The following is a 25,214-nucleotide window of genomic DNA, read 5'->3' as shown; positions in this document are numbered from 1 at the left end:
CTGAGGACATCGGCTCATGGCTAGGCGAATTGTGCTGGGGCTAATCTGGCTGAGCTTTGTGGTTTACACCATCTGGCTAGCTCCGCTTGATCGGGCCTACACCTGGTTCGTTGCGCGTAAACTGCTGACCCTACAGTGGGGCGACTTGAATGCCTATCTCCCGGCCATTTTTAGCCTGATGGGGGTATGGCCGATGATCTATGCCTGCCTCATGTTTGCCGATGGCAAGATGCAGCCGATACGGGCTTGGCCGCCCTTTTTAGGATCTAACTTTACAGGCGTCATTTGCCTGACGCCTTATCTGCTGTTGCGCCAGCCTAATCAGGCATTTGACGGACAGAAAGATAAGGTGATCAGTAAGCTTGATCAGCGATCAACCGGAGTTACGCTGCTGGGAGTTGCGATCGCACTGATCGCCTATGCAGTTATTGCTGGAGACTGGGGCGACTACGTGCAGCAGTTCCAGACTCGGCATTTTGTCCATCTGATTTCCCTCGATTTCTGCCTCATGTGCCTGTTTTTCCCGCTGACAGATTTGCTGGATGATGACATGGCCCGACGCGGTATTCATAGCCCAGCTGTCTTTTGGGCCGTGGCGCTAGTGCCGCTGCTAGGCCCATTGTGCTATCTTTGCTGGCGTCCCCCGCTGGCTCAGGCAGAGCCTCAGTAGTTGACGCGATTCATTGCCCGAAAGCGACTTCCTTTTTTGGGGCTGTGTTTTTTTCTAGCCCTAGTGGTTTCTGGCTTGCTTTCCCTAAGTGGGGTTCGGTTCGAGGCTCAGGAATCGATCAACTTCGTGGTTCGTAATCAGTCGGTTACTCGAATTGATAATCGCCTGTTTGGTCACTTCCTAGAGCGGGCAAGCTGGGGAGAACCTGGCCCTGAAACTTCCCTAGAACCGGGAACTGATCAGATTCAACCGGCAGCGGTGGATCTGATGAGACAAATGAAAATCCCCCTACTCCGTTTTCCAGGGGGGACCGATGTAGACTACATTGATTGGCGCGATTTGATCAGCAATGTGCCAGGTCGAGACGCTGATCGCCCGGTGACAATTGGCTATACCGGGGAGGAAATTACCAACCAGTTCGGCCTAGATGAGTACTTTCAGCTGCGGGATCTGCTGGAAGTCGAAACGATCTTGGTTGTCAACTTTTTAGATGCCGTCTCTCGCAAGCTGCCCCTAGAAGAGGCCGCACTCAGGGCCGCCGGACTCTTAGCCTATGCCAATGCTCCGGTCGGTTCAACTTTGCCTGCGGGAATGCCAGATTGGCCAGCGGTGCGGCGAGCAAATGGTCACCCTGAACCGTATCAAGTTGAATACATTCAAATCGGTAACGAGACCTGGCTAGGAGGTTTTCGCAAGCGAGTGCGGGAAGGAACAGAGCTGTCTGACCCTACCGATTTGGCCGAGTGGTACTTGCAATGCCTGAAAGCTTACATCCGGGCTATCGACGCAGTGGATCCGAGAGTTGAGCTGATTATCGACGGCACTCTGGGGCAGGGCATGGAAAGGATTGTCTTGGCCGATCCCATAATCCGCAGCCGGGTGAAGTATGTTGCCTTTCACAGCTATGCGCCGGGGCACATTCGAGATGTGAAGCGGGAGGGAGAGCCTGTCGCTAGCGGTGACTTGAGAGCTGCTGACTGGTGGAAGGCTTGGGTGGCAATGCCAGGCTACTTCTCCGAGTCAGGCGTAAATCAGGCAGTGGCTAATCACACTGGGTTTGCTCAATCGCTGGGTTACCAGGTTGCCGTTACCGAGTGGAACTGGAACGGTTGGGGTTTTGAGGACCTAGAGCCACCGCCCACCATCGACTGGCCTCTAGCGTCGGGCTTGGGGGCAGCGGGATTCTTAAATGGGCTGATGCGGCATGGCAATGAGGTTGCGATCGCATGTCAGTCCATGCTGGTGGGAGCCAGTTGGGACATTACCAGCATTCGCGTTGACCCCACCGCCCAAACGCCGCCTTACTTTTTGCCTCAAGGCCAGATCACGCAGTTCTACAGCAATCATCACGGCGCTAACCTGCTGAGCGTAGAGTCGTCAGAGGTTCCTCGCTACCGTCAGCCCTTTGATATGGGCTGGGCCAGAAGCCCTGGCTCAGACATTGCCCTCATCGATCTGGTGGCAACGGCGGATGAACGCATGATTTACGTTCACGCCATCAACCGCAGTTTTAACCAGGACTTGTCAATTGCCCTTGATCTATCAGACTTTCCAGCAATCGGTAGTGCGGTGACTCATCATCTCTTTAGCGAACGGCAGCCTGCTGCCCCGGCCAGTCAGCGCCTGCACGCTGGAGAAATCACCGCCAAATCCTTGCCCACTCAAGGACAGAAGCTTCAGGTGAAGCTGCCCCAACGCTCTGTCAGCATTCTTGAAATTCCTAGAGCGTAGTCAGCTCAAAAGCTAAGCCAAAAGTTTTGATTAAATCGCAGGTTTCGTGGTCGCTAATGTTGGTATCGCTCAACTCCAGGTTGTAGAAACTGACAGTTTCTGCCTCAAAGTGAGGCCCAGCATGCCAGGTGCCAACCTCTAGTTTGATAAAGCAGCTGCCGGGAATGCGAAAGGCCCGAATGGCCTCAGGTTCAGGGGTCGAAGCAGAGCCGGGAGGAGCTACGGCAATCAGCCACTCCTTGCCTTCTAAAGCCCCTAAGCACTGGGTACATTGCTGGTGCCGAGTGATCTTATGGAAGCGCATTCCGTGATGCCCTAGCTGCATGATGTAGAACCGAGGAATGCCGTTTTGCAGCTGCAGCTGTGCATCTTCAGGGCCAAACGGTAGACCGTCTGGGCTAGGGTAAATGACCTGACCAAATGGGGCAAATTGCTCAGGGGTAAGGTGCTGAGCAAGCAGAGATTGAACTATAGCGGGCTGGCTCATATTTAGGAAAAGCGACTAACTCTTCCATTATCTGCTGGAGGCCTAGCGGCAGAGTTGCTTTTAAATATAGAGGTCTATACTACAAGCTGAGATTCCTTCAAGGAAACAGGCTTGGCGCTTCACAAGCACTGATAGAAAGAATTTGTAGTATGAACTGGCGATAAGTAACATTTTTGTAGTATACTTGTAGTATTGGGCAAGCAACTGGCAACCCCAATGTTCTAAAAAACTGCAAGGACTTAGAACTTGCAAGGAGCCTCCTGTGACTACCCCCACTTCTCAATCCAACTATTTCCAAAGAATTTCAGAGTTCCGCTCCCGCAACCGTCAGCACCTGCCTGCTGAGCTTTGGGATGAACCCGTCAGCCAAAATCGGGAAGCGTTGCGATCGCAACAGCACATCCAATCGCTGCGCCAACTGCACCAAACGCATTACTTAGAGCGGCGTTCCTTTTAAAGGCAGGAGGCAGAAGCAGACGGTCTCTCCTGCCTCCTGCCCTGCTACTTGTCAAAAAAGGGTCAATTTAGGGCTTGCTATCTGGCAGGGCAGTTGATACAAATGTCCTATATTCAAAAAGGGGCGAGTGGCTCAGGTGGCAGCAACATGGCTAAACCTATGGCAAAGTCTCGCAAACTGGAGGAGCTTATAGATGCTCTCAATCAGATTCGGAGCAACCCAACTTCTGAACTGGGCCTCATTACGCTGCGGCAGGCAATCACCAGTCGGTATGGGGTCGTCGCTGCTCAAGCTGCACATCTAATTGCCCAATTTGAAATCTACCTACTGTTGCCAGAACTGGTCACAGCCTTTGATCGCTTTCTGATCAACCCCAAAGACAGCGATCCGGGGTGTCGGGCCAAACAAGCGATCGCAGAAGCCCTCTACCGCCTTGAGCACAGTGACGAAACCCTATTTCTCAAGGGCATTCGTCATGTGCAGTGGGAGCCAATCTGGGGCGGGCAGGTCGATGCAGCTCCTAAGCTGCGAGGTACTTGTGCCCTGGGACTGGTGAGAATGCACTATCCTGCGGCCATGATTGAGCTAGCGGACTTGCTAGCAGACCCAGAACCGGAAGCCAGAATTGGAGCTGCTCGGGCCATTGCCTACAGCGAACACGAACTGGGCGTAGCTCTGCTACGCCTGCGCGTCAAAGTCGGAGATACGCCACCCGTGCTGGGAGAATGCCTGATAGCCCTACTCGAACTGGCTCCGATGGAGTCGTTGCCCCTGGTGCAGGAACTGCTGCAGCTTAGTAAAAAGTCAGCACCGGATGACTTGGGAGAACGGGCAGAAGTGGCCGCCCTAGCTCTGGGAGAGTCGCGCTTGCCAGAGGCTTTTCCAATTTTGCGGGAGTGGTGGCAGCAAACCACTAATTCAGACCTGAGGAGGACGGGGCTGCTTGCGATCGCAACCCTACGCCAAGACCCCGCTTTAGAATTTCTTCTCGCTTTGATTGCAGACGGTTCGCTGCGAGACGCCAAGGATGCCCTAAAAGCCCTCAGCATTTATAAGGAAGACGAGCGCCTGTGGCAGAAAATCCGTCAAACCGTAGAACGACGAGGCGATTTGCTCTTAGACCTGTGAACACACTATAGAAACGTCGATTGATCGCGTCTCTGCAGCGTGTTCTCACTGGGTTTTTAAGACCTGCTGACACAAGCAGCATGACCGAAAAAATTCGGTGCCGTTGTTAACAATTGTTGTGTAATCTAGGATCTTGCACCTAATTTCAAGACTGGTAGCGCCGTCATGGACAACAAGATGATGCTGATGATTCCGGGGCCCACACCTGTACCGGAGCAGGTACTCTTGGCGATGACCAAACATCCCATGGGTCACCGCAGCGGCGAATTTGGCCAAATTATGGCAGAAGTCACCGAAAACCTCAAGTGGCTGCACCAGACCCAAAACGATGTGCTGATCCTTGCTGCCAGCGGTACAGGTGCAATGGAAGCAGGCATCATCAACTTCCTAAGTGCGGGCGATCGCGTGCTGGTCGGCAACAACGGCAAGTTCGGTGAGCGCTGGGGCAAAGTGGCTCGCGCCTTTGGCCTCGATACCCAAGAAATTGTCGCTGAATGGGGCAAACCCCTTAACCCAGAAGACTTTAAGGCAGCGCTCGAAGCCGACGCCGAGAAGCAGATCAAGGCCGTCATCATCACCCACAGCGAAACGTCAACCGGGGTGCTCAACGACCTAGAGGCCATTAACCGCCACGTCAAAGCCCACGGTCAGGCGCTGATCATCGTCGATGCCGTAACCAGCCTCGGGGCCAGCAATGTCCCAGTAGACGAGTTGGGTCTTGATGTCGTTGCCTCCGGTTCTCAAAAAGGCTACATGATCCCGCCCGGTCTAGCCTTTGTCTCGGTTAGCGCCAAAGCTTGGGCGGCCTACGAAACGGCGACGCTGCCCAAGTTCTACCTGGACTTGATGCCCTACAAGAAAAATGCGGCTAAAAACAGCACGCCGTTTACCCCACCTATTAACCTGTTTTTTGCCCTCCAGACAGCCCTGCGCATGATGAAGGCAGAGGGGCTGGAGTCAATTTTTGCCCGCCACGATCGCCACAAGCGAGCCACGCGAGCAGCCATGCGGGCGCTCAACCTGCCGCTATATACCGCCGACGAATGTGGTAGCCCAGCCATCACTGCTGTCATGCCCCAGCAAGTCGACTCTGAGCAGATCCGCTCGGTCATGAAAAAGCAGTATGACGTGATTTTGGCGGGCGGTCAGGACCATCTCAAGGGCCAGATCTTCCGGATTGGGCACCTGGGCTTTGTTTGTGATCGCGACATTCTCACCGCTGTTGCAGCGTTAGAAGCCTCCCTTGTGGCGTTGGGCTACGACCAGTTCACCTCCGGTGCTGGCATTGCTGCTGCTAGCCAGGTCTTTAAGGCAGGCTAAGCGATTGCGGCACTAACAGCAAAGCAAAAAGAGAGGCGCAGCCACCACTACGCCTCTCTCCAAGTTAGCTGTGAGTTCGGTGGATTAAGCAGCTTCCATCCAGTCATAGATTTGCTCGAGTTCTTCAAGAGTAATTAGGCCATACTGCCAAAGAATCATGGGTAGTGGGCCGGGATCTTGTTCACTGTGCCGCAGAGCCACTTCAATCGACGAAGTCGAAATCGACAGTTCTTCCTGCAAAAAACGAATCAAATTCGTGTGGGTTTTTGTTGCCATAGATGCTCACCTCCTTTGCTGGTAGCTGGTTACCTGCAATTCACCCGATTCTACAAAAGGATTCCTCAGTAGACGCACCAATTTTTCTGTGAGTTAAGCAAACTTTTTTCCGTGGGGGTACGGCATAACTCAAAAGACCAGGAACTAATTACAACTTCCCAATCCTTTAAACCCTTAAAAAGCCAGTAGAAACCCAGAAAATTTGTTTGGAATGATACAGTTATCTCGCAGAGTGGAGATAACTGTATCAAATTACACCGATGATTGCCTAGGCTGACTGAGAGATTTAACGAAATTTAAGCAGAATTCTCTGAGGCCATCTTGCTTTTCGCTCTTTTACCTTCAGATAGCTCTAAGCAAGCAATTGCAGGCTCAATTAGCCCTTAAGGCACCGGCTCTGCTAACCGAGTAATGGCTACTGGGTCGCCTACCGCCAGCCCTAGTTCAGCAGCGCGGCCCCCGCGCAGCTCAATTACATGGTCTACAAGTTGATTGCCGGGACCATAGGTTGGGCATGGGGAGGCTGTGCAGGGCGGAGCACTCGCTGCAATTCCTCTGATTCTGCCCTGATAGACAAAAACCATGTCCAACGGTACCGGCACGTTCATCATCCAAAAACTTACAGGCCGAGGCCGCGTCATCGGAAAGAGCATTCCCCGGTCATCGGCTAGGGCCGGGCGATACATCAGGCCCATAGCCTGCTGCTCTGGTGTCTCAGCTACCTCTAGCAGGATTTCTTGACCGCCCAGCTCAGCTTTGGCCGAGATCGGCAGCTGTTGACCCTGAGACTGATTGGCCTGCACTTCAGGGTCAGACGTTGGCATCATAGGAGATTCGGCAGGTGGAGAACTGGTTTCAGCATTGGGAGCAGGGGGGGTCGTACAGCTAGTAACCCCCAAAAGACAAACCCCCACTGTTAGACCCACCAGCGCTGACAGCTTTCCCTGACTGATGGACTTGGGCAATTGTCCTAGTCGAGCCATACCATAGCCAAGGGCACTAGGCAGCTCTGCTAGGTGCAGAAAAGTCCTGGATTTTCTGTTCATCATGCTGTCTATCTGGAAGGTCATCCCAAATTATTGGCTTCTTGAGGCTCTGCTTGAAACGCTCAAACAGGATATTTAGACGGAGAGAGATGCCTTAGAGTTTCTAACTTTCCCTCAAGACATAACCTACGCCTCGAACGGTTTGAATCAGCCGCTTTTCATTTTCCCCGTCAATTTTCAGGCGCAGATAGCGGATGTAGACCTCGATCACGTTAGACTCGCCCATAAAGTCGTAGCCCCAGACGTTTTCCAGAATTTGCTCTCGCGTCAGCACCTCACGGGGATGCTCCATCAGGTACTTCAAGAGTTCAAACTCTTTCATGGTCAGGTCAATAGTGCGGCCATTGCGGCTGGCTGTCCGGTTGATTAAGTCCAGGGCAAGGTCACCAAAGCGGATTTGTTCTCCGCCTGTTTGGCGAGGCTGTGAATAAAGCTGGGTCAGCTTGAGAAAGGCATCGCTGCGGTAGGGCTTAAGGAAGTAGTCGTCGGCCCCTGCTTCTAAGCAGGCGACCCGATCTTCTAGCGTATCGCGGGCCATTAACAGCACTATCGGTGTTCGCAGACTCTGGTTACGCAGGGTTTGACACAGGGCTAGACCCGAATCTCCTCCCAGCATGCGGTCAATCACGATCAGGGCAGGCTGAATCTTTTGAACAATTTCCAGACCCTGGGCAGCGATCAGGGCGACTGTCGGCGTATAGCCAGCCTCTTTGAGATCCAGGCTCATTTGTCGAGCTAGATCCTCGTTTGAGATAATCAACAGAACCTGAGGGCCAGAATCAGCGATCATTCTTGGAACGTCTCTGTAAAAGAATGTCTCTGCAAAGCCTTCATATCCTAACCGATGCCGATCCTGGTGACGCTAAGGCAGCTCAACAGAGCTGGGCTTGGCAATGTGAGGCAGGCCCCAGCCCAATTTCTCCCGCAGCACTTTAAAGAATTCGGGCGGCTGAAGGCGGATAAAGCGAGCTGTATAAGGGGAACGGCAGGTGCAGATCCAGTCTTTGGGCAGGACATAGCAGCCAGCGTTGCCATCGACGACCATCACGAGTGGGTCAGGATTGGCTGAGCGAATGGTGACCCGCTCGGTGTCAGGAAAGACCAGGCCCCGTGAGGCGAGAGAGTGAGGGCAAATCGGCATCAGCTGCATAACCGGTACCCCTGGCGTGATTACAGGGCCACCTGCCGACAGAGAGTAGGCGGTGGAGCCAGTAGGGGTGGAGATGATAATGCCATCGGCAGCGATGTCTACGGTAGCGTGCTTGCCGACCTCAACCTCAAAGTGACACATGCTGGTCAGTGGTTCTCGGTGCAGCACCATCTCGTTAAGGCAGAGAGCTTCCCACATTAGCTCCTCCTGGTGAAAGAGCTGAACTGAGAGCATCGCCCGCTCCTCAATTTCGTAGTCGCCTGCCAGAACTTGCTCCATGGCTTGAGGGAGCTGGTTAAGATAGGCTTCTGTCAGAAATCCCATATGGCCAGTGTTGACCGTTAGCAGGGGGACACCGACCGGGGCCAGCTGCCGGAAGGCAGATAAAACGGTGCCGTCCCCTCCCAGTACGACCGCAAAGTCCATGTCGGTATCGAAGTGGGGGGGGGCCAGGCTTTCGATCGGGGTGTGGCAAATGGGTCGCTCGTGACTGGAGTAGCCGAGGAGCCCACCCATCCCTGTTGTCAGGTGGATATCATAGCCAAGGCTGGTCAGCTTCTCCTGCCAGTGGTGCGCTACCTGACACGCCAATGGCTTAACGTCGTTGTAAATAATGCCGACCTTGGGCACGCTCAGTTTCCAACTCTATACAGTTGCAGGACAATTACAGAATTAGAGGGCCAGACTGAAGCTGTCAAGCCCAAAGACCGAGTTTGGCGAATGCGATCGCACCTGGGGGCCGATCTTTAACCATCGCTGACCTTGTCTTGATCTTAGGCTACCGTTTTTGAGCCTTGCTTGAACAGCTAGAGGCAAAGGGCTCTTTGCCGGAAACTTTAGTTGGCACCTTAACTAGGGACTTTTAATTAGGAACTTTTAACGGGGACTATTTATTACGGACTATTTACAAGGGCAATAAAGGGACCGCTCAAAGAACCCCCAAAGGGGTAGACCGACGAAGACCGTCCCGTTATCTTACCTAGAGAGGGGGTATTGTTATCAACTGCTGGGGCTCAGTCGTTAAAAATTGGTAAAACACCCTTTGCAACTTATATCCGAGATTCCGTGACCGCTAACCGCTTGCCCAGAACCACTGCATACGTCCGCATCACCCACCAGTCCTGGAGCCAAGGCAGGATTGAGGGGGAAGTGCGAGCCAACGACTATGAGTGGCAATTTCAATGGCGCTTTCGTCAGGGTCAGCTTAAAGTCGAGCCTTCCCTAGGGCGAGCCCTAATTCGAGAACCTCTCAGCCGATTTTTAGAGCAGTTTGACTACCAGCTAGAGCCCGGCGGCGACTATTCCTTCACCATTCGAGCCAAGCTGTAAAGCCGGTCTAATTAGCCGTGAGCCGGTTTAAATAACGCTCAATTAGCAAGATCGCCACAATGTCGTCGATGGGGCGGGGAATTTTGCGTAAAGACTGCGGCAGCAAGCGTCCAACCCCTTTGGGCGGATACATCTGCCAGTAACGATCGCGGGCCTCAAGGGTGCTGTAGCGCTCGTCTACTAGCATGACCCGAGGGGAGTCGGGCAGGGTCTCGATTTTTGTCTTCCAGGTCTTAGCCGTGGTCTGGTTGCCCATCACGATGATAGAAATGGGGTATTGCTGGCGTAGGGTTTGAATAGTGTCGAGAGCGGATTCGGCCTGAACCACTTCTTGATGGCGCAACACTCGATCTAGCCCCATAATGGCCAGACCACATTTCTGTCGCCCCGGATCAAACCCCAAAATAGCGGGCTGCGAGAGTACTCTGACAGGGCTTAACGGCACGGTTTTGGTTTAGGAGACACCTACCTCCATTATTGCCTCCCTGACTAGGTTTACTGACACAAACCAGACAGTTCAGCCAATAGAAGGAATTTTTTGATTCAAGTGCCGATATTTGCACTACACTTAGGCGGCAACGCTGGGCGGCTTGCGATCGCAAGAGACAGTGCCTAGCGACCTCTGTTAAAAGATCAGGGACTAAATTGTCTGTGATAAAGGAAAGTCTAGATTTAGCAAGGTTAAGGCTGGGAATGTTGACAGGCGGTCTGTGTAACCTCTACCTATCCAAAACTGGATCTAGGTGATAAGTTTGTAGTACATTTGTTTTTGCGCCTCAAGGTTATGCTGCCCAGTGCACATCAAGCGCGTTGAACTGTCCCACTTCAAATCGTTCGGCGGCACGACTCAGGTTCCTTTAATGCCTGGGTTTACGGTGATTTCTGGGCCTAATGGTTCCGGTAAGTCGAACATTCTAGACGCTCTCCTGTTTGCCCTAGGCCTAGCCAGTTCTAAGGGGATGCGGGCAGATCGTCTGCCTGACCTGGTGAACCAAAATCAGGCCAACCGCCGCTCCACCTCCGAGGCCAGTGTGACGGTTACCTTCGACATCAGCGATGTGCCCCCAGAGTTGCTGCAGGGCGAGGCTTTTGACAACTCCATTACGGCTGCGGTGGCAGGATCTCAGGTCGGGGCAGAGGGAACGGTGGCCGTGGCTGACAAGGTTGTGCCCCTAGCCGCAACTCCCCAAGAATGGACCGTGACTCGGCGGCTGCGGGTAACTCCTCAGGGCACCTATACCTCCAACTATTTTATTAACGGCGAAGCCTGCACCCTCAACGAGTTGCATGATCAGCTACAGCGCTTCCGCATTTACCCCGAAGGATATAACGTCGTTCTGCAGGGAGATGTGACCAGCATCATCTCGATGAACCCTCGGGAGCGGCGAGAAATTATTGATGAACTGGCCGGAGTTGCCTCCTTTGACCGCAAGATCAATCAGGCCCGAGAAAAGCTAGAAGTGGTCAAAGACCGCGAGGAGCGCTTTCGGATTGTAGAGCGCGAGCTGCAGGGCCAGCTAGAGCGCTTGGCCCAAGACCGACAAAAGGCTGAACGCTATCAAAAGCTAAAGGCCCAGTTTCAGGAAAAAAGCCAGTGGGAGCGGGTATTGGTATGGCGCAGTCAGCAGACCAAGCTACAGGCGCTACTGCAGCAAATTGAGGAGGGCGAGCGAGAAGCCGCTCAGCTAGTTCAAACTATTGCCGAGTCTAGCGGGGCCCTGACTACCCTGGGGGCTGAGCTAGAAACGCTGAATGCTCGGGTCAAAGCTCTGGGTGAAGATGAGCACCTAGCCCTGCAGGCCAAGTTGGCAACTCAAGAGGCAGAGTTGCGCCAGCTCCAGCGGCAGGAACAGGAGCTCAAGCAGGCCAGCTATGGCACAACAGAGGGGCTGCGCCAGGCTCAGATCGCCATTCAGAATCACCAGCGAGATCTGGAGGCGCTGGCTCAGGAAATCGCAGACCTAGAAACTGGGGAGCTGATCCAGCTGGCTCAGGCTCGAGATGCGGTGCAGCGAGAGCTAAATGAGCGGCGAGAGGCGGCTAGTGCGATCGCATCTGCCTCCGAAGCCTGGGTGCAGGAGCAGACCCAGCTGCGGCATCAGGTCGAAGCCCTACTGACCTCGCTAGAGCCACAGCGGGCCGAGCAGGTTCGTTTGCAGGAGCGGTTTTCCCAACTAGAGCAGCAGATTCAGAGCCACACAGACACCCTACAAGCCCTAACCGCAGAAGCCAACAGCCAAGAAGAACAGGCTCAAACCCTCGCTACTCGGGAACTGGCTGCGGCTGAAAAAACGGTGCAAATTCTGGCCCAACAGTTGACAGAGCTTGAGCAGGAACTCAATGTCCAGCGCGAGACCCAGACCCGGCTCTTGCGAGAGCAGCGAGACAGCCAGCGCCAGCTCGATAAGCTAGAGGCCCAGGTGCAGGCCCTGCAGGAAAGCCAGGGCACCCAGTCCACCAAGGTTCTGCTGGATAGCGGCCTAAAAGGCATTTGTGGGCTAATAGCGCAGCTAGGCAAAGTAGAGCCTCGCTATCAGATGGCGCTAGAGATTGCGGCTGGCGGTCGTTTGGGCTATCTAGTGGTCGAAAACGACAGCATTGCCGCTCGCGGCATTGAGCTGCTTAAGCAGCGCCGAGCCGGACGGGCCACTTTCTTACCGCTGAACGCCATTCGAGCGCCCAAGTTCACCCCCATCTCGGCCTGGCAGCGACCCGATGGCTTTATTGACTACGCTGTTAACCTGATCGACTGCGAACCTCGTTACCAAGAAGTCTTTACTTACGTCTTTGGCAATACGGTGGTGTTTGAGACGCTGGAGGAAGCTCGTCGACACTTGGGTCAGTTTCGCATCGTCACACTGGATGGGGAAATGCTGGAGACTAGCGGGGCGATGACCGGCGGGAGTCTGTTGCGCCGGCAGGGTGGGCTGCATTTCGGCACCGTTGAACCGGCCGAGTCGGATGAAGCCAAAGCGCTGCGCAACCGACTGCAGGAAATCGAGATGATTTTGGCTCGTTGCGAAAGAACTATTGAGCAGGCCACGTCAACTCTGCGCCAGACCTCCCAGGCTTTGGTGGAGGCCCGTCAGCGCCACCGAGAGCTGGAGCTGCAGGTCAAACAAAACCAGACCCAACACCAGCAGCTGCATGAGCGCCAATCCCAGTCGCAGTCTCAGCTCGATCGCTGCCAGCAAGAGCTGACTGCCGTTCAAGCACGGCTGCAGGCCCTAGCCGCGACTCTGCCAGCCCAGGAGAGCGCAATTCAAGCAAAGCGGCAGGCCCTAGCTGAGCTAGAGCAGTCCCAGAGCCACGGTGAGTGGCAGCAGGCCCAAGCCCAGATCCGGGGCTTAGAAGGGCAGTTAAGCGAACGACAGCAGACTCTACAGGTCGCAGAACGGCACCTCCAGGAGCGCCAGACTCAGCGGGAGCGCCTAGAATCTGCCATTCAGCAGAACCAGCAGCGGCTAGATACCCTGCGGCAGCAGCAGCGGCAGCAGCAAACCCAGCTAGAGGCGCTAGAGGCTCAGCAGACTGAGCTGGCAGCGGCAGCAGACCAGTCCCGGCAGGCCATCGCTGTGCTCGACCAAACCCTGGCGACAGAAAAGGCCAATCGCGATCGCATCGAGTACCAGCTGCGCGAACGGCAAAATGCCAAGCAACAGCAGGAGTGGCAGCGGCAAAAGTTGCTAGAGGTGCAGCAGGAGCGACGGCAGCAGCAGACAGTTCTGCAGGCCCAGCTAGAGGCCCAAGCTGCAGAACTGCCCGACCCTCTACCTGAAATTCCGGTAGAGCTCGATCTAGAAACGCTAGAGAAAGAGTTGCGATCGCTCCAGCGCCGTTTAGAAGCCCTGGAGCCAGTGAACATGCTGGCCCTAGAAGAATACAACCGCACCCAGGAGCGTTTAGAAGACCTGAGCCAGAAGCTTGGCACCCTAGAAGAAGAGCGCACCGAACTGCTGCTGCGGGTCGAAAACTTTACCACCCTGCGACGGCAGGCTTTCCAGGAAGCCTTTAATGCGGTCAACAAAAACTTCGAGGCCATCTTTGCCGAACTTTCAGATGGCGACGGACACCTCCAGCTCGATGACTCCCAAGATCCTTTCAATGGCGGGTTAAACCTAGTGGCCCACCCGAAGGGCAAGCCTGTGCGGCGATTGGCTTCTATGTCAGGGGGCGAAAAATCCCTGACGGCTCTAAGCTTTATCTTTGCGCTACAGCGCTACCGACCCTCGCCGTTCTACGCCTTCGATGAGGTCGATATGTTCCTAGATGGAGCCAACGTCGAGCGGCTGTCTCGCATGATCAAGCACCAGGCGAAACAGGCCCAGTTCATTGTGGTCAGTCTGCGCCGTCCGATGATTGAGTCGTCGCAGCGCACTATCGGCGTCACCCAGGCTCGGGGGGCCTATACCCAGGTTTTGGGCATTGATCTTCAGTCCAAGAGCGCCGCTACAGTGTAAACTGCTGACGCTGGCCGCAACTGCGAGTCTGCTGGAGTACTCCGGCTAGACAGTTGGTGTCTCAAGGCGCGTACCCAAAACTAGAACAGAGCGATTCCCCGGCTAGGCTTCGGCAACCTGGGTCTGTTAATTTGCTCTATTCTGGTTAAGATGGACATCTAATAGGTGTATAAGCTAAACTTTCTCGACCCGCGAGATGGACTCTGACATGACCCTCGACAAGTATCGTCTTCGCTCCGATTTTCTGGGCACCCAGGTAATCACCCGTAACGCGGGCAAGCGCCTGGGGGTAGTGAGTCAGATCTGGGTAGATGTGGATCGAGGTGAGGTTGTAGCCTTTGGGCTGCGGGACAATATTCTGTCTGGAGTGATGTCTGGCGACCAGCAGATCATGCCGCTCAGCAGCATTCGCCAGATTGGCGACGTCATTCTGGTAGACGATGAGGCGGCTGTAGATGACGACGTCAACGTGCTTCCCTTCAGCACTCTGGTCAACTGTGAGGTCGTCACCGAAACCGGTGAAATGCTGGGTCGAGTGCGCGGCTTCAAATTTGATGTCACCACGGGCAAGCTGGAGTCCATTGTGATTGCCTCTCTGGGGCTGCCCCAGATTCCTGATCAGGTGATCAGCACCTATGAACTGCCGATTGATGAGATTGTCAGCAGCGGCCCAGATCGGCTGATTGTATTTGAAGGCGCTGAAGAAAAGCTAGTGCAGCTCAGCGTCGGCCTGTTAGAGCGCTTAGGGGTAGGCAGCCCCCCGTGGGATCGCGGTGACGCTAGTGAATACATCATGCCGGTCTCAACGGCCAATCAGCTGCCCTCGGGCACCCAGCCTGCCGCCGAGCCGATTCGTAGTCGAGCCCCCGTGGTAGAAGAGCGCTGGAGTGACGACGACTGGGGTGAGCCCGAACCCATTTCTCTAGAAGCTGAGCCTGTACGGCGGCAGATGGAGATGTACCGGGAAGCTCCCCTAGAAGAGTCCAACTGGAACGACGCTTCTGGTGAAACCGACTACAACGCCTTTGAAGCCGACTACAAAGAAGTCACTGAAGATGTTTGGTCAGAGGATCAGGCTGAACCCTACCAGGCTCCTCCTGTAAACATCCCCCAGAAAAAGAAAGTCACGGAATACGAAGAAGAATTGGATTACTAAGCCGCCCGGGTTAGGCTCGATAAAAGGAGAGTCTGTCCGTAGGGGTTAAGAAAATACATGGCACGCCTGCGTCGGTTGTTTGCGATCGCTTTGCTAGGACTGCTGGTCGCTTGGGTGTTGGCGCTGGCTGGCTGTGGCGAGAGCCCTTCGGCCGCACCACCGACCCGCCTCACCGTTGGCTTGGTCAGCTACGATGCTGACTCGGGCTTGGTTGAGAAGTACGAGCGGTTTCAAGCCTATCTGGCAGAGCGGCTGAAGGCAACGGTAGAGCTAGATCCGGCTTTTAATGAGCTAAGAGCGGTAGAGCAAATTCAGGCGGGCACGTGGTCACTGGTGTTTGCTCCGGCGGGGCTAGCTGCGATCGCACTGGCCGAGGCGCAGTATGTTCCCATCTTTCCCCTGCAGGGTACGCCCAATCTAAAATCCGTCCTGGTGGTGCGAGAAGACAGTCCGGCCCAGTCTCGAACTGACCTGACCAACCAAACTTTGGCCCTAGGGCAGCCCGGATCGGCAACAGGGTACTATCTGCCGCTGTACGACCTCTATGGGCTCACCCTCAAAGAAGTCCGCTTTGCCCCGACCCCAAAAACCATTCTGGCCTGGCTACAGGACGGCAGCGTTGCAGCCGGAGCGATGTCTGAGGATGACTTTCAGGCGCACCGACGAGAATTTGCCGATACCTCTTTCCGCATTCTGCACCAGAGCCGGGCTATCCCGATGGGTGCAGTGTTGCTGAGCCCGTTGGTAGACCGCAACCAGCAGCGCTTGATCGAAGCTGCCATGAAAGAAGCCCCCTCCAATATCAGTGCCGACGCTGGGTACGTCTCCACGGCTGCTATCCCCGATTTTGATCAGCTGATTCAGCTGGTAGAAAAAGTCAGGCCCCTAGAGGCAAATATCCGTCAGCAGCCTGCAATTTTAACCCTGGAGCCGGAAGAAGCCAGCTAGACCGCCATTTAGCTGACTGCCGTCCCAAAAGAGTGCCCTTTGTCAAGGGAACTTCTACACTAATAAATAAGCTCTTTGAGCTGGGTGCACTTTTTCAATTGGCCCATAGGCTGGGATCAGGAAACTACAGAAATCAAGATGAAGCGCTTTACAGTGACCTTAGGGTGCTTCGCCCATGCCTCCCAGTCCTGCCTTTAAACCTGTCATACCGCACGGAGTTCCCGAGGTGAACCGAGGACACCGCACCCTGGCCGCAATTGTGCTGACGGATGCTGTCGGCTTTAGCGCCCGCATGTCCCAGGATGAAGAACTCACCCTAACCCTGATTCAGCGGGACCAGCAGCTTATGCAGCAGCTCTGCCAGCAGTTTGAGGGGCAGGTGCTCAAGTCTACAGGGGATGGGCTGCTGCTGTACTTTGTCAGTGCGGTGCAGGCCGTAACTTGCGCGCTGGAAATTCAGAAGGAACTGACCCGCATCAATGGCGACATGGAACCCAACAAGGTGTTGCTGCACCGCATTGGGGTGCACCTAGGGGACGTGTTTTTCAGCCAGTCAGATGTTATGGGTAACGGGGTCAATATTGCTGCTCGTTTGCAAACCGAAGCTCAGCCTGGGGGCATCTGCATTTCCCAGGTCGTCTACGATGTTGTGAAATCACGCCTCGCTTTGAATGCCACTTTTGCCGGACCGCTGCAGCTCAAAAACATCCAGGAGGCGGTTCCGGCCTATCACCTAGTACAAACCGGCGCTCAGCCTGAGCAAACTCCGGCTCCAGCCCTAGTTCCGACGGCTTCGCGCGACCGATTGAACTCCGGCATTCGCGTGGGTGGCCGATACACGGTACAGCGAGTATTGGGGCAGGGCGGGTTTGGTCGATCTTATTTAGTAGAAGACACCCAGCGGTTTGGTGAACCCTGCGTTCTAAAAGAGTTTTTCCCGGCTAGCAAGTCAGCTCGGTCGCTACAAAAGGCCCTGGACCTATTCAAGCGAGAAGCGAAGACACTCTATCAGCTTAACCATCCCCAGGTGCCTAAGTTTTTAGCCTGCTTCACCCAGGGACAGCGGCTGTTCATTGTGCAGGAGTACATTGATGGCGTTACCTACTCCCAACTGCTGAGGCAGCGCAAGCAGCAGGGGCAGCGGTTTTCCGAAACTGAGGTGACTCAATGGCTAGTGCAGATGCTTCAGGTGCTCGACCATCTGCATCAGCTAAAGATCGTACACCGGGATATTTCGCCCGACAACATCATTTATTCGCGCGATCGCCAACTGCCGGTTCTAATCGATTTTGGCTTGGTCAATAATACAGTCTCTAATCTGCTGGTGGGGGGCGATGAGGATGAAAGCGACGAAGAGGACAAAGACGAGGCCAAGCCTGCCACGATGGTCGGCAAGTTTGGTTACTCTCCGCCGGAGCAAATGCATCTGGGCCAGTGCTACCCCTGCAGCGATCTGTATGCCCTGGGCGTGACCGCCCTGGTGCTGCTGACCGGCAAGTATCCCCGTGAGCTGATGGACCGTGACTCGTTGGAGTGGCGGTGGCAAGCTCACGTAACGCTGAGCCGACCCCTAACTAACGTGCTCAACCGGCTTACGCGGCAGAAGCCCAGAGAGCGCTATCAGAGCGCCTGGGAGGTTATGCAGGCACTGTCTGATCTCTCTGCTTATACCTCTCCATTACCCCAGGCAAGGACAATACCAGTCCCGGTGGGACAGGGCTTTGCGGCTATTCCTGCAGGAATCGACTCTGCCCCAGACCATTCCTTGACCCGTTTGCCAACCCGGTTGAGCGATCCGGCCTTTATCGAGCAATGCCGGCAAGCGCTGACCCGCTGCATTGGCCCCATGGCCAGCTTGGTGATTGAAGATGCTTTGGATCAACACCCCGAGGCCACTCCAGAGGAACTGGTCGATCTGCTAGCCGCCCAAATTTCCGACGGTCAGCAAATGACAGACTTTGTCAGCCGCATTACCCTACCAGAGCCGACCGGCGAAACCCCCAGTAGCAATCCTATCTCTAGCGGTACTCACCCCCGCGCCCCCATTTCTCAAGACCGCCCAAGTATCGCGCCTGAGTTTTTGCAGCGCTGCCGCCAGGAGCTGACCCGCTGCATTGGCCCGATGGCCGAGTATGTCATTGAAGAAACCTTGGCCGACTATCCCAATCTGGATGCGCAGAATCTGGTTTTTCGGCTGGCCGCTGAGATCCCTGATGCGCGTAAAGCGGCTGAGTTTCAGCAGAAGCTGAAGTAGAGGAGACGCAGGGAGGGGAGACGCGAAGAAATAGAGGTGAGGGGGTGCGGGAGACTTTACCTCAGCCCCAAATCCCATCGGCTTTAGCCGTGGGAGTGGGGCAAATTTGCCTTCTTCTCCCCCATCTCCCCCATCTCTTCGACCTCTCCACGTCCCCGTGTCCCCGCGTCCCTCCGCCCCTACGTCTCTATTTCTCCGCGTCTAAACTAGGCGGAAAAGAACACTCCACCGTGATCTTCAGATTGCTCTCTGCTGTGCCTTTAGTGACGTAGGGTACGCCTGCTTCGCCGCCGACTTTCAGGCCAAACTCTAGGGTTACTTTTTCCACGTTGGCGCAGGCCATATCTTTGAAGGCATTCATGGTGTGGTTGGTGTAAGCCCGAATTGTGCCTTCGATGGCTTTGAAACTTTGCGCCATCTGCACCTGAGCGGTATTGCCGGGGAAGGGAATTCCCTTGGCAGTGCGGGTGGGTTCTAGAGGCTCAGAGCCATTTCCGTTGTTGTAAATGTCTGCTGTCGGGGCTACCACGTCTTCTGTGGCTTCAATATAGATTTCGGTGCCGTCTTCCAGGCGAATGGGAACGAGTTGGGTCATAGCTGCGCACTCCGATGGTTAAGATGCGTTGATTAAGATGCGTTGATTTTCTTGTAGGGTGCCCAAATGCTGAGAAGACTCGTCACTAGCCAGGTTCCCCCCTACTGCCAGTGGGGTTTCCGCACCTTCTACATTGGTAAACCCTTCAGATTTTTGTCTATAACAGAATTGGAGATCTGATGGGGAAGGCACAAAGGATGACAGGGCTCATGACAGAACGGTATGTAGGCGATGATGCGCTGCTTTATCCGGCAGAAGAGGCCCAGCAGATTTTGCAAATTGCGATCGCGCATGAAACTGAATCGGGTGAGCTTTCTCGCACCCAACTGCTAGAGATTGCGGCAGAACTGGGCATTGCTTCTGAAACCCTGCTGGCAGCTGAGCAGGAGTGGAAAGTTCGTAAGTTTGAGCTAGCCGACCAAAAGCTGTTTGACCAGCAGCGGCGGCAGCGGTTTCAGCATGGCCTGTCTCAGTTTGTCATCTTTGGCGGGTTTTCCCTCGGCCTCAATTTTTTGGTGGGGGGTTGGCTGATCTGGCCTATCTATCTCATTTTTGGTCCTTGGGCGCTGAAGCTGGTTTGGGATGCTTGGCGCATTTACCAGCACAATGACTACACCTATGCCCAGGAGTTTGAGCGCTGGCGGCGGAAAAAGCAGGTAAAGCGGGCCGTTAATCGTTTCTTTAGCTGGCTTTCTGGTCTCTAGGCGGCTGTTACTGCTGCCTTTTGGTGCTAAGCAGGTAAGGTGGCTAGAGCCCGCCGATACAGGCCATAATGTCTGTACCTGAGGAGGACTCTCTGTCATGCGCCCCTTGCCCCTATCCTTACCCCTGCTTACGCTCGGGCTTGCCCTGGCTGGAGGACTGTCTCCAGCGGTTGCGGCTCCCCCAGAAACGGCTCCTGGCGAACTGGTGCAGGTTCTCAGCCAAATTGAAGCTGCCTCTGATGCTCGTGACATGGCAGCGGTGATGGCTACCTACGGACCCAGCTTTACCACCGCTGATGGCTTTAGCCGGGATCAGTTTGAGCAGACGCTGCAGCAGTTCTGGCAGCAATACGCCACGCTCGACTACGACATTGAGCTAGTTGCCTGGGAGCCTAGCGACGGTGGGTTTACGGCTGAAACCATTACTCGCATCCAGGGCACTCAAGCCCAGCCCAATCGCCAGCTAGAGCTGACTGCGGAGGTGCGATCGCGTCAGCGCTTCGAGAATGGCCAGATTGTTTATCAAGAAGTTCTGGCGGAGCAAAGTCAGCTCACAACGGGGGCAAATCCCCCCTCCCTCACGGTTAACCTGCCAAACCAGATTGCTCCGGGGGCAAAGTATAGCTTTGACGCCATCGTGCAAGAACCTTTGAGAAACCGCTCTCTCTTAGGCGTTGCTCTAGATGAGGGCGTCACTGCTGAAGATTTTCTTGCGCCTCGACCGCTGCTATTGGAGTCACTGAGTGCTGGTGGGCTGTTTAAGGTGGGCCAAGCCCCTGAGCAACCCGACAATCGCTGGATCTCAGCGATTATCGTGCGGGAAGACGGCATTACCGTCGAAACCCGAAGACTGCGTATTGATGGAGCCCAGTAAGGCTTACAAGAGTCTGGAGGGCATTCTGAGATACCCTCTTGATGCTCTCTTAGCGAAACTGTAGAATTACGCAGCTACCGCGACCCTTAAAACACTCTCAAAGATGCCTAGGCCGTCTGTCCCGCCGAGGAGCGCGTCTGCTGCTCGCTCTGGGTGGGGCATCATGCCAATGACGTTACCTTGCTGGTTACAAATCCCTGCAATGTTCTGCAGCGATCCGTTGAGGTTGCTGGCTTCAGACACCTCGCCATCGGCATCACTGTAACGCAGCACGATTTGGCGGTTGGCCTCTAGTTCGGCCAAAGTGGCCTCGTCGGCATAGTAGCAACCCTCGCCGTGGGCAATGGGTAGGGTAATGACTTGGCCGAGCTGGTACTGGCTAGTCCAAGGCAAGTCGGTGCGCTCGACTCGTAGGGGAACGCGATCGCAAATAAAGTTGAGATCGCGGTTGCGCACCAGCGCCCCTGGCAGCAGCCCCATCTCAGTCAAAATCTGAAAGCCGTTGCAAATCCCTAGAACCTGCTTGCCCTGTTTAGCATGCTCGACCGTTGCCTGCATGGCCGGAGAAAACCGAGCAATTGCCCCGCAGCGTAGATAGTCACCATAGCTAAAGCCACCCGGCACCACCACCACGTCAATGTCAGACAGGTCGCTGTCCTCGTGCCAGATCATGCGAGTGGGCTGTTGCAGCACGTCCCGCGTGACGTAGACCACATCGCGATCGCAGTTTGAACCGGGAAAAACAATAACGCCGAATTTCATGGCTGACGCGAAAATGGGCAACTGCCCACAGAGAACGGTACATTACAAGTCTTCGGATGCTTCTTAGCGTCAAAGCTAAAAAGCCCTTCTATCTATCATAAAAGCCTACTCACTAAGCGGCAGGCACAGCCGCCTTCAAATCAAATCGGTAATTCTCAATCACTGGGTTAGCCAACAATTGGTCACAGATACGGTCTAACTGTTGCCGAGCAGAGGCTTCATCCTCAGCCGTCAGGGTGACCTCTACGTACTTGCCAATGCGGACCTGTTCAACGTTGTTGTAGCCCATATGGGTTAAGCCCGACCGTACAGCCGTGCCTGCCGGATCAAGTACCGACGGGCGAAGGGTTACATAGATCTGGGCCTGGTAAGTCTGCATAGCTCGTAAATTACGCAGTCGGAAGGATGCGAACCCTTTCATCCTACCGTATGGCCAGGTTGATAAAATAGGAAGGTACTCGCCTGAGATTTATGAAGGTTCGAAGAACGCGTAGCCAGGAACAGATTCTCCAGATCTTAAAAGGCCTTAATCATCCGATTTCAGCCCAAGATCTCTATGTCGAGCTGAGGCAGCAACAGCACACGATGGGGCTAGCTACAGTATACCGGGCCCTAGAGGGCTTGAAGCTGGAGGGGGCTGTCCAGGTGCGCACCCTATCTTCTGGGGAGTCTCTCTACAGCTTGCCTCAAGAAGATCGACATCATTTGACCTGTCTCCAGTGTGGCGAGTCAATTGCCATTGATGAGTGCCCTGTGCACGAACTGGAAACCCAGCTACACAGCGCTCACCGGTTTAGAATTTTCTATCACACCCTAGAGTTTTTTGGCCTTTGTCCCCAGTGCCAAAGCCAGCCCTCCACCAGCCCCTCTTAATGATTTCTGATTGAAGGAAGTCTCCAAATCAAAGGGCAAGCCCAGCTAACTGAGCTTGCCCTTTGATTTATCTGATTTGACTGTTGATTCAGCCTGCTGCAAGCGATCGCAAAACGCATCCTACAGCCAGTTAGGTGAGGGCTCTTCCCCTCTACCCTTTACCTCTTGCCTAACCCTAACTAGACACCTCAGCCATCTCAATTACCTGACCGTCATAATCCTTGACCAGAAAGTTCAAAGGCTTGTCGCGGCGAATCTTATGCTTGACGCCACGCATCTGCACTCGCATCAAAATTTGCTCCAGGCAGTCGTGGTCAAAGCACACATGCCGCTGCCGGTCGTGGTGGCCCAAACTAGCTCCAGAGATGACATGGAGCTGCGTGTTCTTTTTGATCTGGTACCACATCCCATCCGGCATGGTCGTCTGCCGGGTGGCCAAACCGCCGCCGCCAGACATGTAGTTGGACATGTAAAGCGGGTCGATGCCTGCAGTGCCCAGGGATTGCTCGTAGCTGTAGTAATAATGCAGAGGCACATCGGCTGCTGGCATACCCAAAATGCCCTCATAGAACTGGCGGGCTGACTCTAGGTCTGAAACCATAACCGTGTGTACTTTAGGGGCACTGGTTAGAAACATCCACATTGCCCCTGCATAGGCTACCAGCAGCAGCACCATGATGCCCTGGGTAGACAGCAGGCTGTCGAGGGGAAGCCCTGGCCAAAAGGCACCCATGACAGGCAGCGAGAAACCAGTCATTGTATGAACAGCCATCATAGGGACAGTCAGCATAGACAGCAACACCTACTTCAATAGACCGAGTACCTAAACGAGTCTGGAAGAACCCGCTTGTAAAAGAATCTCCTGCTGGAGGTAAAGCAATACTTTAAATCTAGTGTACCAACTTCCATTTGAGCGGCTGATAAAGACTCTTTTAGTGCATGTAAAGCTCAGATCTGTATACTGACAAGATACTAACGGGATCCTAGAGGGACAAAGGCTAGGGCAAAGGAAAACAGCTCAGCTTTAAGTGAGCGCAAGGGGTGTCTGATCAGAATTTGGGTACTTGTCCGGCCCGTTGAGCAGTTTTTTGTAAAAAAGAGTGTCTAAGCATAGACACTGTGGGTATAGTAAGAACTAATTTAACCGTCCCTGTTGGGGCACAATCCCCCGTGCGGTACTGTGCAAATTCCTAACTTCCCAGAATGTGATCACGAAATTGTTCAGTCCCTGTTTCATCTAAATGATCAGGAACTGGTCAGCCTGTTCAAGCGCCATCCTGGCTCAGGTCGTTACTTCACGGCGATTTTTTGCCGTTACAGCCCCATTGTCTACAGCCTGATTCGCCATTCGGCTCGCTCGCCTGTACAGGCAGACTATCTGTTTGCACTGACTTGGCGGCACATTCTGCATGAGTTAGGGGGCCTAGACTGGCTAGATGTCGCTCCTGAACCTCAAGACCCAGAGAATCACGCTAAGCAGGCGACCGAAGGCCAGCGGCCTGCCTCACTGCAGAGTTGGATTATCAATGTCACTGCCCTCTGTATAAATCAGGCGGCCATACCTGATGTTGAGTCCATCCACTATTCCATTCAAGAAGCTTCGCCGCCCTTCTGGTGCTATGTTGAGCAGGCTCTAGACCAGCTTCCCCCAGTTGAGCGGTTAATAGTTCTTATGTCGCGAACCTTTCGCTGGAGCGAGACGCGCATTGCAGCTTATCTACAGGCTGAGGGTGAGCAAATTTCGCCAGCAGAGGTGCGGGAGCGGCTTCAAGTTGCCTACCGCAACCTGGAAGCGGTTTTGCCCCAGGATATTCGAGCGATCTACCTGGGTGAATGGGCAGAATTACAGCCGATGGCAGATCTTTCAGACGATAGTCTTGACAGTTTGTTGGCCGTTCCCGACCTGATGACAGCGACTTCAGATCGGGAACTGAGCTAATTTGAGTCTTCCTTAGGGAGCGTGTGCTATGAAAATTGTCAAGAATCTGGCTTGGGGCTGTGTGCTGACAGCTTCTCTGGTGGGTAGTGGCTTTGGGCCTGCTAGGGGGGCGGAGCTAGAGCAGCAGCTAGATATTCGCCCCTTTAATGCTACGGGCGGACAGGCTCGCGATGTGGCTGATCAGTGGAACCAGTTGGGCCAGCAACAGGCGGCGGCGGGGCAGCCCAGCCAGGCAACAGCCTCGTGGTTTAGAGCTGCAGAGATCTATGGGGCCTTAGGGGATACGGTCGCTGAGGGCAAAATCTATGACGCTATTGGCTTGAGCTACATTGAGTTGGGCCGGTATCGGGAGGCTGAGCCGCTTTTGCGGCGGCGAATTGCGATCGCACGCGACAACCGCGATCTGCTCGGTGTCGTCTACGGCCTAAACAACCTAGGCACGCTCCTGATTCGCGACAACCAGGTTGCTGCCGCCGAAACCTTTTTCACCGAAGGGCTACAAATTGCTGAGGCTATCCCTTCTCCCACAGGCATAGGGCTATCTCTTAGCAATTTGGGTCTGATTGCAGCACTCCGCAGTGATCTAGCGTCTGCCACTCAATATCTTGAGGCTGCGGCCAACTACCGCATTTTGACTGGCGATACGCTGGGGGAAGCCAACTCTTCTAATGGGCTTGGGGATGTCTATCGGGCTTTGGATCGCGATCGCAACGCTATTGGAGCCTACCGCGTTGCCCTTCGCCTGGGCAGCGAATCCAACAATCGCCCCATTCAGATAAGAGCACTTGATGGGCTGCTGGCCGTTTACCTCAAACAGGGTGATTGGGCCAACTTCCGCACCCACCTTGACCAGCGCACCGCCCTCACCGCAGACAGGCAGCGACCTGACGAACAGACCGTTACTAATCTGACCTGGCTGGGCGAATACTATGAGCGCACAGGCGCAGTGGCGGCGGCTCAAGAAACCTACAGCCGAGCACTAGCCCTGGCTCGTTCGCTCGACATGCAAACACAGGCCGTTGGGCTAACCAACCGTCTGATTCAGCTTAGATAGC

Annotated in this window: 25 protein-coding genes; 15 read left to right on the top strand and 10 right to left on the bottom strand. The window is 54.6% G+C overall.

Annotation, left to right across the window (positions count from 1 at the left end):
• The first annotated feature begins 16 nt into the window (after positions 1-16).
• Entirely contained in the window at positions 17-670 is a 654-nt protein-coding gene (locus H6G13_RS16210) for a DUF2834 domain-containing protein (RefSeq protein WP_190484577.1), read from the top strand.
• A gap of 63 nt (positions 671-733) precedes the next feature.
• Entirely contained in the window at positions 734-2,401 is a 1,668-nt protein-coding gene (locus tag H6G13_RS29500; protein ID WP_190484575.1) for an alpha-L-arabinofuranosidase C-terminal domain-containing protein, read from the top strand.
• On the opposite strand, the gene H6G13_RS16200 is transcribed toward H6G13_RS29500, so the two are convergent.
• Positions 2,391-2,888, bottom strand: coding sequence for an ureidoglycolate lyase (locus H6G13_RS16200; RefSeq protein WP_190484573.1), 498 nt, complete (start codon positions 2,886-2,888; stop codon positions 2,391-2,393). The two genes, H6G13_RS29500 and H6G13_RS16200, sit on opposite strands and share 11 nt — an antisense overlap.
• 262 nt (positions 2,889-3,150) lie before the next feature.
• On the opposite strand from H6G13_RS16200, the gene H6G13_RS16195 reads away from it, so the two are divergent.
• The 3 genes from H6G13_RS16195 (at position 3,151) to H6G13_RS16185 (ending at position 5,793) form a co-directional block, all read left to right on the top strand.
• The gene (locus H6G13_RS16195) at positions 3,151-3,345 is read left to right on the top strand and encodes a hypothetical protein (RefSeq protein ID WP_190484571.1); all 195 of its coding nucleotides are present in this window, start codon (positions 3,151-3,153) and stop codon (positions 3,343-3,345) included.
• A 159-nt stretch (positions 3,346-3,504) separates the two neighbouring features.
• Positions 3,505-4,473, top strand: a complete 969-nt coding sequence (locus H6G13_RS16190) for a HEAT repeat domain-containing protein (RefSeq protein ID WP_190484569.1) — start codon at positions 3,505-3,507, stop codon at positions 4,471-4,473.
• A 165-nt stretch (positions 4,474-4,638) separates the two neighbouring features.
• The gene (locus tag H6G13_RS16185; protein ID WP_190484567.1) at positions 4,639-5,793 is read left to right on the top strand and encodes an alanine--glyoxylate aminotransferase family protein; all 1,155 of its coding nucleotides are present in this window, start codon (positions 4,639-4,641) and stop codon (positions 5,791-5,793) included.
• A gap of 84 nt (positions 5,794-5,877) precedes the next feature.
• On the opposite strand, the gene H6G13_RS16180 is transcribed toward H6G13_RS16185, so the two are convergent.
• From H6G13_RS16180 to H6G13_RS16165, 4 genes are all read right to left on the bottom strand, one after another.
• Positions 5,878-6,069: a DUF2949 domain-containing protein gene (locus tag H6G13_RS16180; protein ID WP_190484565.1), complete on the bottom strand. Its 192-nt coding sequence runs from the start codon at positions 6,067-6,069 to the stop codon at positions 5,878-5,880.
• Between the two features lie 383 nt (positions 6,070-6,452).
• The gene (locus H6G13_RS16175; RefSeq protein WP_242028362.1) at positions 6,453-7,118 is read right to left on the bottom strand and encodes a DUF192 domain-containing protein; all 666 of its coding nucleotides are present in this window, start codon (positions 7,116-7,118) and stop codon (positions 6,453-6,455) included.
• 100 nt (positions 7,119-7,218) lie between these two features.
• Entirely contained in the window at positions 7,219-7,905 is a 687-nt protein-coding gene (nblR, locus tag H6G13_RS16170) for a response regulator transcription factor NblR (RefSeq protein WP_190484564.1), read from the bottom strand.
• Positions 7,906-7,977: 72 nt separating this feature from the next.
• On the bottom strand, positions 7,978-8,895 hold the full coding sequence (locus H6G13_RS16165; RefSeq protein ID WP_190484562.1) for an NAD(+) kinase: 918 nt from the start codon (positions 8,893-8,895) through the stop codon (positions 7,978-7,980).
• A gap of 435 nt (positions 8,896-9,330) precedes the next feature.
• Here H6G13_RS16165 and H6G13_RS16160 point away from each other — a divergent pair, with 435 nt between their 5' ends.
• Positions 9,331-9,594, top strand: coding sequence for a DUF3146 family protein (locus tag H6G13_RS16160; protein ID WP_190484560.1), 264 nt, complete (start codon positions 9,331-9,333; stop codon positions 9,592-9,594).
• A gap of 7 nt (positions 9,595-9,601) precedes the next feature.
• Here H6G13_RS16160 and ruvX read toward each other — a convergent pair whose 3' ends face one another.
• A complete protein-coding gene (ruvX, locus tag H6G13_RS16155; protein ID WP_347277494.1) occupies positions 9,602-10,039 on the bottom strand; it encodes a Holliday junction resolvase RuvX in 438 nt (145 codons plus the stop codon).
• A 349-nt stretch (positions 10,040-10,388) separates the two neighbouring features.
• Here ruvX and smc point away from each other — a divergent pair, with 349 nt between their 5' ends.
• From smc to H6G13_RS16135, 4 genes are all read left to right on the top strand, one after another.
• Positions 10,389-14,054, top strand: coding sequence for a chromosome segregation protein SMC (gene smc / locus H6G13_RS16150; RefSeq protein ID WP_190484558.1), 3,666 nt, complete (start codon positions 10,389-10,391; stop codon positions 14,052-14,054).
• Positions 14,055-14,262: 208 nt separating this feature from the next.
• Positions 14,263-15,210 (top strand): PRC-barrel domain-containing protein, encoded by a 948-nt coding sequence (locus H6G13_RS16145; protein WP_190484907.1) that lies wholly within the window; start codon positions 14,263-14,265, stop codon positions 15,208-15,210.
• 57 nt (positions 15,211-15,267) lie between these two features.
• The gene (locus tag H6G13_RS16140) at positions 15,268-16,158 is read left to right on the top strand and encodes a PhnD/SsuA/transferrin family substrate-binding protein (RefSeq protein ID WP_190484557.1); all 891 of its coding nucleotides are present in this window, start codon (positions 15,268-15,270) and stop codon (positions 16,156-16,158) included.
• Between the two features lie 175 nt (positions 16,159-16,333).
• Entirely contained in the window at positions 16,334-18,412 is a 2,079-nt protein-coding gene (locus H6G13_RS16135; protein WP_190484554.1) for a protein kinase, read from the top strand.
• A gap of 187 nt (positions 18,413-18,599) precedes the next feature.
• On the opposite strand, the gene H6G13_RS16130 is transcribed toward H6G13_RS16135, so the two are convergent.
• Positions 18,600-19,007, bottom strand: a complete 408-nt coding sequence (locus H6G13_RS16130; RefSeq protein ID WP_190484552.1) for a CU044_2847 family protein — start codon at positions 19,005-19,007, stop codon at positions 18,600-18,602.
• Between the two features lie 209 nt (positions 19,008-19,216).
• On the opposite strand from H6G13_RS16130, the gene H6G13_RS16125 reads away from it, so the two are divergent.
• Positions 19,217-19,711 (top strand): 2TM domain-containing protein, encoded by a 495-nt coding sequence (locus H6G13_RS16125; RefSeq protein WP_190484549.1) that lies wholly within the window; start codon positions 19,217-19,219, stop codon positions 19,709-19,711.
• Between the two features lie 97 nt (positions 19,712-19,808).
• Positions 19,809-20,585 carry a nuclear transport factor 2 family protein gene (locus tag H6G13_RS16120; RefSeq protein ID WP_190484547.1) on the top strand — a complete coding sequence of 259 codons (777 nt, stop codon included), beginning with the start codon at positions 19,809-19,811 and terminating at the stop codon, positions 20,583-20,585.
• Positions 20,586-20,651: 66 nt separating this feature from the next.
• On the opposite strand, the gene purQ is transcribed toward H6G13_RS16120, so the two are convergent.
• Both purQ and purS read right to left on the bottom strand, forming a co-directional pair.
• On the bottom strand, positions 20,652-21,347 hold the full coding sequence (purQ, locus tag H6G13_RS16115; RefSeq protein WP_190484545.1) for a phosphoribosylformylglycinamidine synthase subunit PurQ: 696 nt from the start codon (positions 21,345-21,347) through the stop codon (positions 20,652-20,654).
• Positions 21,348-21,459: 112 nt separating this feature from the next.
• Positions 21,460-21,726 carry a phosphoribosylformylglycinamidine synthase subunit PurS gene (purS, locus tag H6G13_RS16110; RefSeq protein WP_190484543.1) on the bottom strand — a complete coding sequence of 89 codons (267 nt, stop codon included), beginning with the start codon at positions 21,724-21,726 and terminating at the stop codon, positions 21,460-21,462.
• Positions 21,727-21,818: 92 nt separating this feature from the next.
• Here purS and H6G13_RS16105 point away from each other — a divergent pair, with 92 nt between their 5' ends.
• Positions 21,819-22,220 carry a Fur family transcriptional regulator gene (locus tag H6G13_RS16105; protein ID WP_190484541.1) on the top strand — a complete coding sequence of 134 codons (402 nt, stop codon included), beginning with the start codon at positions 21,819-21,821 and terminating at the stop codon, positions 22,218-22,220.
• Between the two features lie 175 nt (positions 22,221-22,395).
• Here H6G13_RS16105 and H6G13_RS16100 read toward each other — a convergent pair whose 3' ends face one another.
• On the bottom strand, positions 22,396-23,010 hold the full coding sequence (locus H6G13_RS16100; RefSeq protein ID WP_347277493.1) for a VOC family protein: 615 nt from the start codon (positions 23,008-23,010) through the stop codon (positions 22,396-22,398).
• A 390-nt stretch (positions 23,011-23,400) separates the two neighbouring features.
• On the opposite strand from H6G13_RS16100, the gene H6G13_RS16095 reads away from it, so the two are divergent.
• Together H6G13_RS16095 and H6G13_RS16090 are read left to right on the top strand one after the other, a co-directional pair.
• Positions 23,401-24,159 (top strand): sigma factor-like helix-turn-helix DNA-binding protein, encoded by a 759-nt coding sequence (locus H6G13_RS16095; protein ID WP_190484539.1) that lies wholly within the window; start codon positions 23,401-23,403, stop codon positions 24,157-24,159.
• 28 nt (positions 24,160-24,187) lie between these two features.
• Positions 24,188-25,213 carry a tetratricopeptide repeat protein gene (locus tag H6G13_RS16090; protein WP_190484537.1) on the top strand — a complete coding sequence of 342 codons (1,026 nt, stop codon included), beginning with the start codon at positions 24,188-24,190 and terminating at the stop codon, positions 25,211-25,213.
• The last annotated feature ends 1 nt before the right edge of the window (position 25,214 follow it).

Origin of the sequence: Pseudanabaena sp. FACHB-2040, from assembly GCF_014696715.1 — a bacterium.
Lineage (GTDB): Bacteria > Cyanobacteriota > Cyanobacteriia > Phormidesmidales > Phormidesmidaceae > JACVSF01.
The sequence above is the reverse complement of the archived record's forward strand: the minus strand, read 5'-3'. Positions and strand labels throughout refer to the sequence as shown.